Origin of the sequence: Streptomyces sp. NPDC004610, assembly GCF_040609715.1 — a bacterium.
Classification (GTDB): domain Bacteria; phylum Actinomycetota; class Actinomycetes; order Streptomycetales; family Streptomycetaceae; genus Streptomyces.
Map to the genome: position 1 here is coordinate 21,340 of NZ_JBEXLA010000026.1, position 16,388 is coordinate 37,727.

The 16,388-nt window shown below is 74.4% G+C and carries 12 protein-coding genes and 2 pseudogenes; 6 read left to right on the top strand and 8 right to left on the bottom strand.

Features of this window, described 5'->3' with window-relative positions; all coding sequences use genetic code 11:
• Positions 1-92: 92 nt before the first annotated feature.
• On the top strand, positions 93-1,595 hold the full coding sequence (locus tag ABZX40_RS26560; protein WP_355743708.1) for a PucR family transcriptional regulator: 1,503 nt from the start codon (positions 93-95) through the stop codon (positions 1,593-1,595).
• Between the two features lie 14 nt (positions 1,596-1,609).
• On the opposite strand, the gene ABZX40_RS26565 is transcribed toward ABZX40_RS26560, so the two are convergent.
• From ABZX40_RS26565 to ABZX40_RS26575, 3 genes and pseudogenes are all read right to left on the bottom strand, one after another.
• Positions 1,610-2,572 carry an alpha/beta hydrolase gene (locus tag ABZX40_RS26565; RefSeq protein WP_355743705.1) on the bottom strand — a complete coding sequence of 321 codons (963 nt, stop codon included), beginning with the start codon at positions 2,570-2,572 and terminating at the stop codon, positions 1,610-1,612.
• A gap of 179 nt (positions 2,573-2,751) precedes the next feature.
• Positions 2,752-3,798, bottom strand: coding sequence for a helix-turn-helix domain-containing protein (locus ABZX40_RS26570; protein WP_355743702.1), 1,047 nt, complete (start codon positions 3,796-3,798; stop codon positions 2,752-2,754).
• Between the two features lie 121 nt (positions 3,799-3,919).
• A pseudogene (locus tag ABZX40_RS26575) lies at positions 3,920-4,140 on the bottom strand (calcium-binding protein); the annotation flags it as partial.
• Between the two features lie 230 nt (positions 4,141-4,370).
• Here ABZX40_RS26575 and ABZX40_RS26580 point away from each other — a divergent pair.
• The gene (locus ABZX40_RS26580; protein WP_355743699.1) at positions 4,371-4,856 is read left to right on the top strand and encodes a hypothetical protein; all 486 of its coding nucleotides are present in this window, start codon (positions 4,371-4,373) and stop codon (positions 4,854-4,856) included.
• Between the two features lie 44 nt (positions 4,857-4,900).
• Here ABZX40_RS26580 and ABZX40_RS26585 read toward each other — a convergent pair whose 3' ends face one another.
• Positions 4,901-7,663, bottom strand: coding sequence for a DUF6493 family protein (locus ABZX40_RS26585; RefSeq protein WP_355743697.1), 2,763 nt, complete (start codon positions 7,661-7,663; stop codon positions 4,901-4,903).
• Positions 7,660-9,063 (bottom strand): SWIM zinc finger family protein, encoded by a 1,404-nt coding sequence (locus tag ABZX40_RS26590; RefSeq protein WP_355743695.1) that lies wholly within the window; start codon positions 9,061-9,063, stop codon positions 7,660-7,662. Before ABZX40_RS26590 ends, ABZX40_RS26585 begins: the two co-directional genes overlap by 4 nt.
• A gap of 731 nt (positions 9,064-9,794) precedes the next feature.
• Between ABZX40_RS26590 and ABZX40_RS26595 the strand changes: the two are divergent.
• From ABZX40_RS26595 to ABZX40_RS26610, 4 genes and pseudogenes are all read left to right on the top strand, one after another.
• Positions 9,795-10,751 (top strand): annotated as a pseudogene (locus ABZX40_RS26595) (thiamine pyrophosphate-dependent enzyme).
• A 1-nt stretch (position 10,752) separates the two neighbouring features.
• Complete coding sequence (locus ABZX40_RS26600; RefSeq protein WP_355743693.1) at positions 10,753-11,772, top strand: alpha-ketoacid dehydrogenase subunit beta; 1,020 nt, start codon at positions 10,753-10,755, stop codon at positions 11,770-11,772.
• Complete coding sequence (locus ABZX40_RS26605; protein WP_355743690.1) at positions 11,769-13,124, top strand: dihydrolipoamide acetyltransferase family protein; 1,356 nt, start codon at positions 11,769-11,771, stop codon at positions 13,122-13,124. The genes ABZX40_RS26600 and ABZX40_RS26605 overlap by 4 nt, the downstream gene beginning before the upstream one ends.
• A gap of 115 nt (positions 13,125-13,239) precedes the next feature.
• Positions 13,240-13,944 carry a GntR family transcriptional regulator gene (locus tag ABZX40_RS26610; RefSeq protein ID WP_355743687.1) on the top strand — a complete coding sequence of 235 codons (705 nt, stop codon included), beginning with the start codon at positions 13,240-13,242 and terminating at the stop codon, positions 13,942-13,944.
• 63 nt (positions 13,945-14,007) lie between these two features.
• On the opposite strand, the gene ABZX40_RS26615 is transcribed toward ABZX40_RS26610, so the two are convergent.
• From ABZX40_RS26615 to ABZX40_RS26625, 3 genes are read right to left on the bottom strand one after another with little or no spacing between them, the layout of a single operon-like run.
• Entirely contained in the window at positions 14,008-14,385 is a 378-nt protein-coding gene (locus ABZX40_RS26615; protein ID WP_355743684.1) for a substrate-binding domain-containing protein, read from the bottom strand.
• Positions 14,386-14,406: 21 nt separating this feature from the next.
• Positions 14,407-14,901 (bottom strand): hypothetical protein, encoded by a 495-nt coding sequence (locus tag ABZX40_RS26620; protein WP_355743681.1) that lies wholly within the window; start codon positions 14,899-14,901, stop codon positions 14,407-14,409.
• 8 nt (positions 14,902-14,909) lie between these two features.
• Entirely contained in the window at positions 14,910-16,355 is a 1,446-nt protein-coding gene (locus ABZX40_RS26625) for a helix-turn-helix domain-containing protein (RefSeq protein ID WP_355743679.1), read from the bottom strand.
• Between the last annotated feature and the right edge of the window lie 33 nt (positions 16,356-16,388).

Consider the following 16,388-nt stretch of genomic DNA (forward strand, 5'->3'; position numbering starts at 1 on the left):
TTGCATCGAAGTTACAAAGCGTGTCGACGTTGTAAGGCATGTCGATGTCACCCCCGAGGGCGTGACGGACTGCGGAGGGAGGCGGAGGACCCGTGCCGACCACCATTCACACCGTGCTGGACCTGCCCCATCTGCGGCTCAGCCTGTTCGCCGGGGCGGCGGGCCTGGACCGTGCGGTGTCCTGGGCGCACGCCTCGGACCTGGACAGTCCCTGGGACTGGATGGCCGGCGGCGAACTGCTGATGCGCAACGGCTGCACCCTGCCGGTGAGCGGCGCCGCCCAGGCCGCGCTGGTCGAGCGCTGCGCGGTGGCCGGCGCGAGCGGCATCCTGATCGGCGAGGACCCGGACACACCCGCGCTGACCGGCGCTTTCGCGGCGGCGGCCGACCGGCATGGACTGGCGGTGCTGACCGCCGCGTACTCCGTCAGCTTCGTGGCGGTGGCCCGCGCGGTCGCCGACGCCAACACCGGGGAGGCGTCGGCCCGCTTCGGCCAGATCGAGAAGATCTACGGTGCCCTGCGCGACAGCCTCGGCGACCGCACCGGTGACTCGCCCACCGCCCGGCTCGGCCGCGACCTGGGCTGCCGGCTGCTGCTGCTCGACACGGCCACCGCCCATCCGGTGGACCCGGAGGGCAGCGCGCCCGAGCCCGCGCTGCGCCAGGCCCTGCTCACCGCCGTCAGCGATCACGACGGCCGGATCCCGGGCGTCCTGCACGTGCCCTTCACCGAAGGGACGACGGTCCTCGCGGTGGAGGTGCCCGCCGAGGAGCCGACCGTGCTGGTCGCCGTCGAGCTGCCAGGTCTGGACACCTCGCTGCTGCACCATCTGGCGACGGCGGCTGCCGTGGAGACCGCCCGGCAGGGCATGCTCCGCGAGCATGAGCGGCGCCTCGGCTCCGAACTGCTGGCCCAGCTCCTCGACGCCCGCGTCGACCCCGGCGCGGCCCGCGAGGAACTGGCCGCGCACCGGCTGCCGGCCGAGGATCTGGTGGTGCTGGCGGTGCCGCAGGAGAACGTCGCCGAGCAGCGCGATCTCCATCTGGCGCTGAGCCGCCGACGCGTCCCGCATCTGCTCCTCAACCGCAGCGATCTGCTGCTGGCGCTGCTCGCCGACCGCCCCGGCGAGGTGGCCGCCGTCCACCAGCGGCTGGGACCGGGCGCACCGGTCGGGCTGAGCGGCCGATGCGCCCTGGAACGGATCTCCGACGCCCGGGACGAGGCGGTGTGGTCCCTCGCCCTGGCCCGCACCTCCACAGGGGGTCTGGTCCGCTACGGCGACGAGACCGGGTTCACGGTGCTGCGCAGCCATGCGGAGGCCCGCGCGGTGGTGGACCGGGTGCTGGGCCCGCTCATCGCCTACGACCGCGCCAACGGCACCGAGCTGCTCGGCACACTGCGGGCGTTCCTGGTCAACCGCCGCTCCTGGCAGCGCACGGCGGCGGCGCTGAACGTCCACAAGCAGACGGTGATGTACCGGGTACAGCGGGTGGAGGACCTCACGTCCCGCCGACTCGCCGAGACGGCCGACATCACGGAACTGTGGATCGCCTTCCAGGCACACGCGCTGCTGCGAGGAGAGGTCCTGGGGTGAGGGCCCCGGAGGGGCTACGCGTCGAGGACGCGGCCCATCCAGTTGTGTGCGGCGTCGCTCGCGGCGCGGCTGAGGGTGGCCTCGCGGAACATGCTGAAGCCGTGGAAGCCGCCCGCCCAGACATGGAGTTCGGCCTGTCCCCCGGCCACCCAGATCCGGGAGGCGTAGTCCACGTCCTCGTCACGGAAGACCTCCGCGGAGCCGGTGTCGATGAAGGCCGGCGGCAGTCCCGACAGGTCGGTGGCACGGGCGGGCGCGGCGTACGGCGAGACATCGTCGGTGCCCTTGGCGGCGCCGAGCAGCGCGGTCCAGCCGACGTCGTTGTGACGCCGGTTCCAGATCGCGGCGTCCTCGTACTGGCGGGTGGACACCGTCCGGTCGCGGTCGTCCAGCATCGGGCAGAGCAGTAGCTGGCCGATGAGCCGGGGCCCGCCCCGGTCCCGGCTCAGCAGCGCCACCGCGGCGGCCAGTCCCCCACCCGCGCTGGCCCCGGCGACGAGGATCCGGTCCGGGTCCACGCCCAGTTCGGCGGCGTTCCCGGCCACCCAGACCAGTCCGGCATAGCAGTCCTCGACCGGCGCGGGGTGCGGGTGCTCGGGTGCGAGCCGGTACTCGACCGAGACCACGGTCACCCCGAACCGCTCGATCCACTCGGGGAAGGAGTCGGACCCGACGAACCGGTCCCCGATGATCATTCCGCCGCCGTGGATGTAGTAGACGCAGGGGGTGGCCCCGGCGGCACCGGGGCGGCGCACGATCGAGAGCGTCACATCGGGCGCGCCCTCCGGGCCGGGCACCGTCCGCTCGATGTGTTCGAGACCGGCCTCGGCGACGAGGTCCGCCAGGGGCGGGACGAGGTCGGCCATGCTCGCCCTCATCTCGGCGATCCGGTCGAGGGAGATGTCCAGTGGGGCGCGGTCGTCGGACTCCAGATAGGCGTTCAGCTCGGGGTCGTACGGCGGTCGGGCGAGGGTCATGGCTGCCTCCTGGAGGGTTCCGGGTGCGGGCTGCGACCCACTGTGCGACTCGGGACGGGTACGGCGGGACCGCCAGGAACACGCGGTTGCGGGGGAATCACCCGCCGGATGGCGGCCGGGGCGCCCCGGGGGCGGCGACCAGGGAGGGGCGACCAGGGGGGCGGTCTCCCGCGGCTCGGTCAGCCGGTCTCGTCGTGGCAGAAGGTGGTCGTGACCAGCCGGTACGCGGCCAGGTCGAGGGTGAGGCGGACGCGTCCGGTGGCGCCGCGCGTGTCGTAGCCGGTCGCGGCGGAGATCTGCTCGCAGCGGGCCTGGAGCGTGGAGTGGTGGACCCCGCAGAGCGCGGCGGCGGCGCGCACGCTGTCGGTGGTCGTCAGGGCGTGCAGGGTCTGCGGGCCCCAGGGTTCGGCGGCGATCCGGGCGATCCGGGCGACGGCGGTGGCGAGGCCCCGGTCGAGGGGGAGCGTGATCTCGACGGAGGCGAGCAGGCCGAGGTCGTCGGCGCTCTGCACCGGATGCCAGGGCGAGGCGAGCCGGAGGGCGGCCAGGGCGCCGCCCAGGGTGGGCGGGAGCGCGGTGACCGGGGCGATGGTGCCGACCCCGACCGGTCCGTCGTCGGGGAGCGGCACGGCGGGCGGGGCGACGGTCGCCCGGACCGGCCCGGCCGGGGTCGGCACGATCGCCGTCCGCGCGGGCAGCGCCGCGCCGCGCGGACCCGGCGGGCGCAGCAGGACCCGGGCGGGCGCGGTACCGGGCAGCCCGAGCGCTCGTGCCGACCGGGTGCGCGCCCCGTCGGAGGCACCGCTGTCCAGCAGGACGGCGACGGCGGCGGCGGTGTCGGGCAGCCCGCCGCTGAGCCGGTCCAGCGACAGCCGGACGGCGACGGCCAGCCGTTCCAGGAGCAGCAGCTCACGCGCGGAGGGCGGGCCGGGACGCTCCACCCAGACCAGCCCGCCGTCCGGGAAGGGATGCGCGGGCCAGCGCGCCTCGATCTCCGCGTGGTCGGCGGGGCCGCCGGTACGGGTGCCGTCACCGTCGACGCGGATGGCGAGCCGCCGGTCGGGGTGGAGCAGCCCGGCGGGCGCGGCGACGAACGCGGCGGCGGCCCGCACGAGGGCCTCCAGCGGGGCGCGGCCTTCCACCAGGGCGTCGAACAGTCCGATGACCTTCAAGCTCTCGGCCGCGGCCAGGTCCACCGCCGCGAGCTGCGAGACCAGTTCCCTCATCACGCGCTCCCTCCGCCCACCCTGCGGCAAGGGTAAGCGGCGGGGCGGGTGGAGGGACCGGGGCTGTCCCGGCGCGGTCCCGAAGTGCGCTCACACCCGGTGACGCCCGCGAACCGGACCTCTACGGGTCCATCAGCACCGCGTCATAGGGCGTCGAGCGGGCGCGGCCGGACATGAAGGACAGGGAGTCCTTCACGAACGCGGCCCGGGTGTAGGTGGCCCAGGTGTACGTGGCCCGGGAGGCGGCGGCCGGGTGGCGGCGGCCGGGTCGCGATGGAACGCGGTGCGGAAGAGCGCGCGGTACTCGTCCGCGTCGATGGACCCGCTGCCGTCCTTGTCCGTGCCGGGCGCGCACTCCCCACCCAACCCCACCCGGCGGCACCGGCCGCCCATCCCCCGGGTTTACTGACCTGGCCGCATCGCTCCCTCCGCGCTCCGCCGTCCACCTCTCCGCCCTCCGCCGTCCGCCGTCCGCCCGCCACCCTCCGCCGAAGCCGTCCCCCTCTGGCTCCCGCTGCACCCTCCCCCGGGCCCTCCTCCCTCCTCCCTCCCCTCCCCCGAGAGGAACCCTCATGTCCACGAGCCTCATCCGCCCCGGCATCGGATGCCTGACCCCCCGCCCGGCGCCCGACGGACTCCGGATGTGGACCGTCGATCACCCGCCCACCAGCGCGCTCTACGACGCCCCCGTGGACGCGCAGATTCTGCTGGAGCACTCCGGCGATCTCGACCGGGCCGATCTGCCGCTGATCGCCGAGGTGCTGGCCGGGGTGGACGACATTCTCATGGCGGCCCTGCGCTTCGTGCGCGAGGCGCTGCGCGACGATCCCGCGTTCTTCGGGCTGACCCCGGCGGAGGCCGCCCCGCTACTGGACGCCGACATGTCCGAATTCCCGCTGGAGTCACCGCAGTTCACCTTCCACGACGATTCCTGGCTGCTGCGGTTCGAGGGGCGGCTGCCCATCTGCGACCCCTATGGACTCGCCGTGCTGTTCGAGGGGACGCGGCCGGTCGGGGTGGAGGATCTCAGCCACGCCGAGATGATCGAGCCGAGTTGATCGCCCCGGGCTGAGCCCGCGCCCGGGGCGGGCCCTGGGGCCGGTCAGCCGGTGAGCGTCTGGTGCAGGCGTCTCGCCTCGGTGACCAGTCGGCCGGAGCCGCGCCGGGCCGCGAGGTCGGCCAGCCAGGGCGCGTCCGCGCGGGCGCCGCAGGCTTCCGCTCCCCCGGCCAGCGCGGCGAGGAGGTCGCCGGTGCCGCGCGGGGGCGGGGCGGTGGCGGTGAGCAGCGGCGGGAGCAGGGCGGCGCCGATGGACCAGGCGGTGGCGGGGGCACCGGCGGACACCGTGGTGCCGAGGGCGTCGGCGACCCGGTTGGCCTTGACCGCGCCCTGGGCGAGCAGTTCGGCGAGGTCCGCGCCGAGGCGGGCGGCGTCGAGGGTGCCTCGGGCGGCGAGGGTGAGGACGGCGTCGATCACGGCGAGCCGGTCGTCGGCGTGGCGGGCGCTCAGACCGTAGGCGAGGGCGAGGTGCAGCGCGGGTCCGGCCGGGCCGGGTGCCTCGGCGAGGGTGAGCAGGATCCCGGTCTCGACCCGGTCGGTGTGGACGGCGGAACCGGCCGTCAGCCGTATCAGATGGGTGGCGAGGGTGTCGGGCCGGTCGGGGTGCAGGGAGACCCACTTGCGGGCGGAGCCGTAGAGGCAGCCGCACCAGCGGGCGGCGGGGCGGTAGCCGTCGCCGATGCCGGGGAGCGCGGGGAGGGCCTTGGCGAGGGGGCGGCTGGGGGCGTCGGTCAGCTCGGGGCGGGTGAGGTCGTCGGCGATCCGTACGGCGGTGCGCTCGGGGGCGGACGGGGGTGGGGGCGGGGTGGCCAGCCAGTCGGCGAGGCGGTGGCCCTCGGGGGTGCCGAGGGCGCGGGCGCGGGTGATGTGGGCGGCCGGGTCGGCGGGGTGGCGCAGCCGGAGCAGGGCGGTGTCGAAGTCGACGGGGGCGGGGTCGGCGCCCTGGGCGCGGTAGGTGTCGAGGCGGTGGAGGAGAGCCTCGGGGTGGAGTTCGCCGGAGTCGCGGCTCGGGGTGGACAGCAGGAAGGGCGGGACGGAACCGGTGGCCATGAGATGGCTGAGCTCGGCGAGGCGGTGGCGCCAGGGGGCGCTGAAGCGGGCGTGCGGGCAGTCCTTGTGCGCGGTGGCGCGGCGGGCCTTTCTGATGTCACCGGCGTCGATCCGGCCGGTGACGGCGGCGAGCAGCGGGAGCAGGCCGAAGCCGCCGTGCATCCGCCAGTTGATGCGGTTCAGCCAGTCGTCGTGGCGCTGGGCGACCGGCTCCAGGGCCTTGGCAAGGGCTTCGCGGTCCTGGTGGGCCATCCGGACCATGCCGTCCAGGGCCCATTCGTAGGGGCCGCTGGTGGCCCGGTTGCGCAGATCGGCGGCGAGGACGGCGGCGAACTCGGCGGCGAACTCCGCCGCGCTGTGCGGCGGGGGCGGCAGCGGGGCGGGGGTCCGAGGCTCGGGCAGGGCGTCGCGGTGCGGGGCGGCGGCGGGTCCGGCCGGGTCGGGGAGGAGTTCGGGGGCGTCGAAGAGGTCGGCGGCGGTGGTGAGGAGGCCGGGGCGCAGCAGGACGGCGGCGGCGACGAGGTCCTCGCGGGCGGCGGGTCCGGCGTGGGCGAGGTGGCGGCCGGTCAGGCGCAGCGCGCGCTGCTGGAGGGCGGTGTCGGCGTGGCCGAAGACATCGCCCAGGGTGGGCAGCAGCACGGGGGCGTTCTCCGGGTCGCGCCGCAGGGCGGCCTCCACCCAGGAGAGCTGGGTACGCACGAGTTGCCTCTCGGTGCGGAAGAAGACCCCACGGGCGGTCTCGGCGAGATGGGCGGGGGTCAGCCGACCGGCGTGCCAGAGGGCGCGCAGGGCCTCTTGGGCGAGTCCGGCGGCGACGGAGGGGGCGTCGGCGGCGATGCGGATCCAGTCGGCGGTGCGCGCGGCGCGTTCGTCGGCGGTCAGGTCCAGGGCGCGCAGCAGGGCGACGCAGAAGCGGACGCCGTTCAGCGGCCAGGTGCCGCGCAGCAGGACGACGACGGAGGTCGCGGTCAGGGCGGCGCGGTCGAGGACGCCTTCGGCGGCGAGGGCGGCGTAGGCGCCGTGCCAGGTGTCGACCAGGTGCTCGCCCTCCCGGCAGGCCGCCCACACCAACTGCCCCGTCAGTTCGGGTGTGTCGATGAGGAAGGGCAGCATGCGGGGGGTCAGCGGGTCCTCGCGCAGCGCGGCGAGCAGCCCGCCGCAGGGGGTGTCCAGGTCGGGTTCCGGGGCGGCGCTCTCGCCGCGCCGCCGCTGCCGGGGGCGGTGGGCGCAGCGTTCGTAGTGGCGGTCGTAGGCCTCGAACTGCCATTGGGCGCCGGTCGCCTCGGTGCGGGGCAGGGGGAGGTTCGCGAGGTCGGAGAGGGTGCGCAGCAGGAGGAAGTCCCAGCGGCCCATGTCGGTGCGGGCGGCCAGTCGCTCCAGGACCGTGGTGAGGAACTCGGGGGGCCTGCCCGCCAGTACGGCGCCCACCAGGTAGGGGTCCTGTTCGTGGCTGTAGGGGCGCTTGAGCCAGGTGGCGCAGGCGACGGCTCCGGTGTGGCAGCCGGCGGCGGCGAGGTAGGCGGCCCGGCGGGTGTCGGTGGGCGCGGTGCCGTCCTCCCGCAGCCGCTTCAGGTCGGGCAGCAGCGCGCGGCGGGCCCGGTCGTCGAGGTCGGCGAGCAGGACGGGGATCTCGCTGCGGGCACCGGCCTCGACGGCCTTCAGGAGCGCGGCGGCGGGGTCCTTCCCGGCCTCGTGGCGGAAGCGCTGGACCTTGGCGGGGCTCGCGGGGCGGGCGGATCGGGCGGGCCAGCGGATCATCGGTGCTCCAGGAGTGCGCTGTCTCGGCGGTGGGCGATGCGGACGGCGAGGGCGTGCTTGCAGGGGCCGCGCTGTCCCCGGTGGTCGGACCACCAGGGGCAGGTGCAGCTCAGCCCGGGGGCGTCCGGGACGGGCCGGACCAGATGGGTGCGGTCACCGGAGCGGACCTCGGCGACCGGGCCGGCGCCTCGACCGGTCTCCTCCCGGAGGGTGACGGCGCCCTCGGCGACCAGCGCGCGGGCGGCGACCAGGCGGGGGTTGTGGCGCTCGGCGCGGTCGGTGTCGTAGGGCAGTTCGCGGTGGAAGTAGGCGGCCTCGGCGGTGTCGTAGCCGACCCGGCCCGCCGTGCCCAGCCGAGTCAGGGCGGCCCGGACCCGGTCGCGGGTGAGGCCCGAGCGGGCGGCGAGGTCGGCGGGGTCGACGCGCGGCTCCCAGGCGAGGAGGACGGCGACGAGTTCGGCGTCGGCGGCCGTGTCGTCGCCCGCCAGGGCCTCCAGGACCGCGCCCTCGCCGCTGAATCCCCGGGCCACGCCGGGTGAGAGGACCAGGGTGAGCCGCATGCCGGGCAGGTCGGCCTGCCAGCCGGAGGCGAGCGGCGGGCTGTCCGGGGCGGCGGGCGGGCCGTACAGCCGCAGGCCGGTGGCGTGGCGCAGGACGCGGTGGAGGGTGGCGAGGCGCCAGGGGCCGGGGAGGCAGACGGCGCCGGGGGCGGGGCGGCTGGTGGGGCGCAGTCCGCGGCCGGTGGGCAGCAGCCACTGGACGGCGGCCCCGGGCCGTCCCGTCCGGGGCAGGCCGCGCAGGAAGCGGAGGGTGTCGGCGGCGCCCAGTTCGGCGCGCAGGTCGAACGCGGCGGAGATGACCTGCGTCTCGGCGAACCCCCGCAGCCAGCGCTCCGGCAGCGGCACCTTCTTCTCCACCACCGGCCCGTCGAGGGTGGTGACCGCCAGTTCCTCCGGTCCGACCCGCAGATGCAGCGGATCGCCGCCGCCGATCCTGGCCAGGGCGTCCCGGAGCGGGTTGTTGACGTCGACATTGGTGGTGCCGTGCCGTATCTCGCCGCCGTCGAGGCCGTCGCCCAGCACGTCCAGGCGGGCGTACACCCCGCAGCAGCCGGAGAACGACTCGAACCGCAGCCGGTCGCCCTGCGCGGTGACCACCGGGTCCAGCAGCCGGGCCAGTTCCGGCCGGTGGTAGCGCGCGCCCGCCACATCGGCCACCGCCAGCAGTCCCGCCGCGGCGACCTGGGGCCGGGTCAGGAACCCGGAGTAGAACCGCGGGCGGGCCACGGGTCCGGCGGGCGTCACCCCGCCGGAGGTCTCCAGACCGAGCGCCGTCCCCCGCGCGGTCGTACGCACGGCGGACGGCTGGGCGTAGGCGTACGCCTGAACATTCGACGTCATGCCCAGAACGCTACGGGCTGCCACTGACAATGCCCTCCGGCGACCGGATCACCGGGCTCTCGGGAGGGGTTGCGCGGCACCGCGGCCCAACTGCTCGCCGAGGACGGCGATGAGCTTCCCGACGGCCTGCCGCGCATGCCGCGCATGGGCCGCCCGGGATCACCCGTCGCGCGCGGCACGAGCCTCAGCGCCGCCGCCCCAGCCCCGGCGTCCGGCGCGAGCCCCGCGATGGAGCGGTACGCGGCCCCGGACGCCGCGCCGACCTCCGCGACCCGACCCGCCCCGGGGCCGCCGGGCCGGGCCGGATCCGCGCCGGGACGGCGATCGTCGTCCGCTCCCCCACCCGGACGGAACCACCGCCCCCAACCCCAGCGCCACCCAGCCTCGCCCCCCGCCCCGCCCCACCCCGCCCCCGACCAAACGTCCGCCCGGCCCCACCCCCCACACCCACCCCGAGGACGAAACGTCGAGTATCCCCCTCCACTTAGACCATTCGTCTCCACCTCAGCCGCCATCTTGAACAACTCGCACAAGCGAAGGACGATCTCACAACAAAGCGTCCAGCGAAAGCGAGTGTCGGTATGTCCGTGAAGGCTCCGCGTCAGGCGGTGAACCGTCTGCTGCCCGCGCTGACCCCGGTGCGTTTCGTCGCCGAGGACGGCACCCGGGTCACCCCGTCCGGTGGATACGCCGAGCCGCCGGACGAGGTGCTGCGTGAGGGGTACCGGCGGATGGTGGTGGGGCGCCGGTTCGACACCCAGGCGACCGCGCTGACCAAGCAGGGCCGGCTCGCGGTGTACCCGTCCAGCCGGGGTCAGGAGGCGTGCCAGATCGCCGGGGTACTGGTCCTGCGGGACGACGACTGGCTGTTCCCGACCTACCGCGACTCGATGGCGCTGGTGGCCCGGGGCATCGTCCCGGCCGAGGTGCTGACGCTGCTCCAGGGCGGCTGGCACTGCGGTTACGACCCGGCCGCCACCCGCACCGCCCCCCAGTGCACCCCGCTCGCCACCCAGACCCTGCACGCCGTCGGCATGGCCGAGGCACTGCGCCGCAGGGGCGGGGACGGTGTGGCGATGGCGTTCATCGGCGACGGCGGCACCAGCGAGGGCGACTTCCACGAGGCGCTGAACTACGCGGCGGTGCTGAAGGCCCCGGTGGTGTTCTTCGTGCAGAACAACAAATACGCGATCTCCGTGCCGCTGGCCCGGCAGACGGCCGCGCCCGCCCTGGCGTACAAGGGCATCGGGTAGGGGGTGCGCTCCGAGCAGGTGGACGGCAACGACCTGGTGGCGGTTCTCTCCGTGCTGACGGAGGCGGTCGCGCATGCCCGGTCCGGGCGGGGGCCGTTCCTGGTGGAGGCGCACACCTACCGCATGGACGCCCACACCAACGCCGACGACGCCGGCCGCTACCGCGAGGACGCCGAGGTGCGGGAGTGGGAGGCGGCGGATCCGCTGGCCCGGCTGGAGACCTATCTGCGGGGGCGCGGGATCATCGGGGAGGCGGAGACGACGGCGGCCAGGGAGGAGGCCGAGGAGTTCGCCACCCAGGTACGGGCCGTCATGAACGCGGACCGGGCGGCCGATCCGCTGGAGCTGTTCGACCATGTCTTCGCCGAGCCCACGCCCCAACTGCGCGAGCAGCGTGCCCTGCTGGCCGCCGAACTCGCCGACCAGGAGGACTGAGATGGCCCCCATCACGATGGCGCGGGCGCTCAACTCCGCGCTGCGCGACGCGCTCCGCGCGGACGAACGGGTCCTGGTCTTCGGCGAGGACGTCGGCCCCCTCGGCGGGGTCTTCCGGATCACCGACGGACTGACGGAGGAGTTCGGCGAGGAGCGCTGTTTCGACACCCCGCTCGCCGAGGCGGGGATCGTCGGGCTGGCGGTCGGGATGGCGATGGGCGGCTTCCGCCCGGTGGTGGAGATGCAGTTCGACGCGTTCGCCTACCCGGCGTTCGAGCAGATCGCCTCGCATGTCGCCAAGTTCCGCAACCGCACCCGGGGCGCCCTGGCCCTGCCCCTCGTCATCCGTATCCCGTTCGCGGGCGGCATCGGCGGGGTCGAGCACCACTGCGACTCCAGCGAGGCGTACTACGCCCACACCCCCGGGCTGAAGGTGGTCACCCCGGCGAGCGTCGAGGACGCGTACTGGCTGCTGCGGGACGCGATCGACGACCCCGACCCGGTGGTCTTCCTGGAGCCCAAGCGGCTGTACTGGTCCAAGGCGGACGCCGATCTCACCACCCGCGCCGCGGCCCCCTTCGGCCGGGCCGCCGTCCGCCGCCCCGGCCGCCACGCCACCCTCGTCGCCTACGGCCCCACCACCTCCGTCGCCCTCCAGGCCGCCGAGACCGCCGCCGAGGACGGCATCGACCTCGAAGTGGTCGATCTGCGCACCCTGGTCCCGTTCGACGACACCACGGTGGTGGAGTCGGTACGGCGGACCGGGCGCTGTGTGGTGATCCAGGAGGCCCAGGGGTTCGCCGGGGTCGGCGCGGAGATCGCCGCCCGGGTCCAGGAGCGCTGCTTCCACTCGCTGGCCGCGCCGGTGCTACGGGTGACCGGCTTCGACATCCCCTACCCGCCGCCGAAGCTGGAGCACGCTCACCTACCGGGTGTCGACCGGGTCCTGGACGCGGTGGACCGGCTCCAGTTCGACGGCGAGCCCGATCTCGTCCATCTGTCGTCCCTGGAGGTGTCATGACCGGGCGGTCCCAGGAGCAGCTGTTCCTGCTGCCGGACCTCGGTGAGGGTCTCACCGAGGCGGAGATCATCGACTGGAAGGTCGCCGTCGGCGACACCGTCGGCATCGACCAGATCGTGGTCGAGGTGGAGACCGCGAAGGCGGCGGTCGAGGTGCCGGTGCCGTACGCGGGGACGGTCCTGAGACTGCACGCCGAGGCGGGCACGGCGGTCGCGGTGGGCGGTCCGCTCATCTCGGTAGGGACACCGCAGGCACGGGGCGCCACCCCGCAGACCCCGGCCCCGGCGGAGAGGACCAAGGAGCACCCACCTGGACGACCGCCACAGGACCCGCCGGAGCACCCGGCCGAGCACCCCGCCGCCGCCCGCTACGGCGAGGAGGAACTCGCCGGTTCCGGCAACGTCCTGATCGGCTACGGAACCGGCCACTCCACCCCCTCCCGCAGGCGTCGCAGCCATCGCCGCAACGGCGCCCCCAGGCCCGTGCCCGCCACCGTCGAGGCCCCCCGGGTGATCAACCCCCTGGTCCGCAGACTCGCCCGCGACCACGGCGTCGACCTCGCCCGGCTCACCCCGAGCGGCCCGCACGGGATCATCCAGCGCAAGGACGTCGAAGAGGCCCTGGAGCGGACGGCCCCGGGTCCGGCGGTAGGCGATACCGAGGCGCAGCGGATCCCGCTGCGGGGTGTGCGCCGCGCGGTCGCCGACAAACTCTCCCGCAGCCGCACCGAGATCCCCGACGCCACGACCTGGGTGGACGCGGACGCCACGGCGCTGCTCGCCGCCAAGGACGCGCTGCGGGCCGCCGACCCCGACGCCCGTATCGGACTGCTGGCCGTCCTGGCGCGGATCACCGTCGCCGGGCTGCGCCGGTTCCCCGAACTCAACGCCTCGGTGGACACCGGGCGCGACGAGATCGTCCGCCACGGCCCTGTCCACCTCGGCTTCGCCGCCCAGACCGACCGGGGTCTCGTCGTCCCCGTCGTCCGGGACGCGCACCGGATGACGACCACCGAACTGGCCGCCGAACTGGTCCGGCTGACCGAGCTGGCCCGCGCCGGTCGGCTGCCGCCCGCCGCGCTCACCGGCGGGACGTTCACCCTCAACAACTACGGGGTGTTCGGGGTCGACGGCTCCACGCCGATCATCAATCACCCGGAGGCGGGCCTGCTGGGCGTCGGACGGATCGTGGACAGACCCTGGGTGGTCGGCGGCGCCCTCGCCGTACGCAAGGTCACCCAGCTGTCGTTCACCTTCGACCACCGGGTGTGCGACGGCGGCGCGGCGGGCGGCTTCCTGCGCCATGTGGCCGACCGCGTGGAGAACCCGGCGGTGCTGCTGGCCGATCTCTGACGGCCCGGCCCTGCCTGCCTGCCGCCTGTGCCCTTCCCTCCCCGGACAGGATCACATTGACCCCTCTCACGTACGCCAGATATTTTTCTGGGATCTGAGAGAGGCGGCGCACCCGATGAGCGAGCAGGGACGGTCCATCCTTCCGGCCGGGGCGGGGCACGAACCGCGCGCCCCCCGGCTCTCGCTCACCGAGCAGGTGTACCAGCGACTCAAGGACGACATCCTCGAAGCGCGCTGCGCCCCCGGCAGGCTCCTCCTGGAACCGGAGCTGGCGGCCCGCTACGGCGTGTCCAAGACGCCGGTACGGGAGGCGCTGCGGCTGCTGGTGCAGGAGGACTGGGTCACGGTGATGCCCCGCAAGGGCTACATCGTGCGCCCGGTCCAACTGGAGGACATCCGCGAGGTGTTCGAGATCCGGCACCTGCTGGAACCGGCGATGGCCGCCACCGCCGCCACCCGCCGCACCGCGTCCGACATCGACCAGCTCACCGCCCTCTACGCCGAGCAGACCCAGTCCGGACCGGACCTCACCGGCCCGCTCCGCGCCGCACGCGCCTTCCACACCCGCCTCGCCGCCGTCACCGGCAACCAGCGGGCCACCACCATCCTCCGGGGCCAGCTAGACGAGGTACGGCGGCTGCACCATCTGATGCCGGAGGCGGAACGCCATCTGACCTCCGGCGTGGAACTCACCGCCCACCACGCACTGCTGTCCGCCGTCCGCGCCGGCGACCCCGACACGGCCCGCCGCCTGATGAGCGAGCACCTGGCGGAGGTGGCGACCACGATGGTCGACGCGTTCGTGGGGATGCGGCGCTAGCCGAGCGGGGGCCCGGCGGCCCCCGTTACGCCGATCCCCGTGGGATCAGCTGCCACGCCAGGATCACCTGGCGGGCCGCGCCGTCCCCCGGGCGTTCCGGCGGAGACGGGCCGCCGCGCGGCCGGGGTTGAAGACCGTGGTGAGGGCCGGGGAGACCAGTGACGCGGCCTCGATGTCGTCGTCGTAGCCGGTGACGGCCAGGTCACCCGGCACGTCCGGGCCGCGCACGCGGGCGATGCCGAGCGCGCCGATGGCGATCAGGTTCGTTGGCGCAGACCAGGGTCTGCGGGGGTGAGTCGGCGCCGGACAGGGTCTGTGGGGGGAGTCGGCGCAGACCAGGGCCTGCGGTGGTGGGTCGGCGCCGAGCAGGAGCTGCGGAGGTGAGTCGGCGCCGAGCAGGCCGCGTGCTCCGGCCCGGCCGCCCTCGCGCGGGAGGCGCACACCGTCGTGTCCGTGGCGGCGCTACACGGCGGCGCGGCCTCGTGCGGTGCCTTCGGGCCAGATCACCTCGACCGGCAGCCCAGCGGCCCGCGCCTCCAGAACCGTGTCGGCGGTGCCGCCGCCCTTGCCGCTCGGGGGCGTGCCGTCCCAGACAGCGACGAGACGGTCCGCCCGCTGGAGCAGCGTCCGGTTGGCGTCCTCGTAGGCGCCCCGGTTCGCCCTCTCGTGCGGGAGTACGAGTACCTCGTCGGCTGCCGTCGAGAGCCGGTCGAAGGTCTCGGCGTGGTCGGGCTTCACCTTGCTCTGCCGGTAGTCCTGCGAGGGGATGACCGCCACCAGGCGCCCGCCCAGTTCGAGCACGGCATCCGCGAACAGCGAGTCGGCCCCCTTGGCGAGGCACGAAACGCCGGTCAGTTCGTCGGCGTACGGCTTCAGGACTTCACGCAGGGCGTCCCGTACCAGGGGGATACTGGCGTCTGTGAGGTCCATATGCCCGGTCACGGCGATCGTGGTCACGACACTCCTCAGCTGGAGAGCACTTCGCGGATTCGGCTCCGCACCTCGCCGACCGTACGCGACACCGACCGGCCCACCGTGTACGGGTAGAGCTGGCTGAGCTGGGTCCGTACGCGGGTCGACCGCGTGCGGGTGGATGCGTCGACGGCGAGGTGGGCGTTGCTGACGGCTCCGGGTACGTCGCCCATCAGGAAGTGGCACTCGGCGAGCCCGATCAGGTCGAGCGCGTAGCTGCGGCCTGCTTCGGCGCCGCGGCGGTGGAGTGCCCCGCGAATGTGGTCGGCGGCGTCCTCTGCGTACTGCGGGTCCGACCGGGCCATGTCCAGGAGCCGCCCGCCCGTCACACCGGCCAACTCGGCCTCGTCGAAGTACGCGATCCAATAGGGGTCGTCGGCGCCGGAGTCCGCCAGAGCCTCGCGCGCCTCTTGGGTGGCTCGCCGGAAAGCGGCCGGGCGGCCCATGGCCGCGTAGCTCCACGCCTCCCGGGTATGGAGCATCGCCCGCACTCGCGGCCCCACCGTCTTCCCGGCGCCCTTCTGCGCGAGGTGCACGAGTTCGAGGGCGTCCTGAGGGCGGTCCTTGTAGAGCATCTGGCGCGCCATCCCGGCCAACACGTTGGCCCCGAAGGCGAGGTCGCCTCCGGCGTGGGCGGCGCGGAGCGCCAGCATGTAGTAGCTCTGGGCCTGCTTCTGCATGCCGGTGTCCCAGGCCATCGTCGCGGCTGTCCCGCCGAGGTGGGCCATGACCCGGAAGAGCCCTCGCTCGACCGGTGCTGTCTGATGTTCTTCGAGGTGGGACGCGACTTCGTTGAGCTGCCCGACGACTGCCTTTCGGCGCAGGCCCCCGCCGAGGCGGTGGTCCCACGCTCGGAAGGCACGGGCGGTCGACTCCAGTTCCTCCACCTCGCGCTGTCCGACGCGACCCTGCCGCTGGCTGCTGCGGTTGCCACCTGCGGGCTGGAGGAAACCCTCCAAGGTGTCGAGCAACGGCGGCCCGGTCAGCGCGGCACCGGCAAGGGCGCGCGTGGCGGCTCGGCGGTTCATCACGAGATCACTCCTGGTCAGTTCTCCTGCCAGATTCACGGTCGACTCCGGACGCCAGACCTCTTCGTCCGCAGCCTGCGCGGCTGGTGGCGATGCTGGTTCCGGTGCGTCGGGCGGTCCTTCCCAAGGCCGGTCGGCCAGCCCGACCATCCGCCCCGGGATGCGCAGTCCGTCAGCGATCCGGCAGATCACTTCGAAGCTGGTGACCTGCTGCTGCCCGCTGATGATGGTGCTCACCTTGCCCGGCGTGAGCCGACAGGCCGACGCGATCCGGTTCTGCGAGAGGCCGCCCCACTTCTTGATCAGGGCGAATGCCGCAGCGAAGTCATGCTCCGCGAGGGCCCGCCTCACGTCCTCTCGTGCGAGGACGTCGGGGGCGAGCGGGCCGGGGGTGGTGGCGGTGGCGTCCATGAGGGCCGACTTCCGGAGTGATCGTATGCGTTT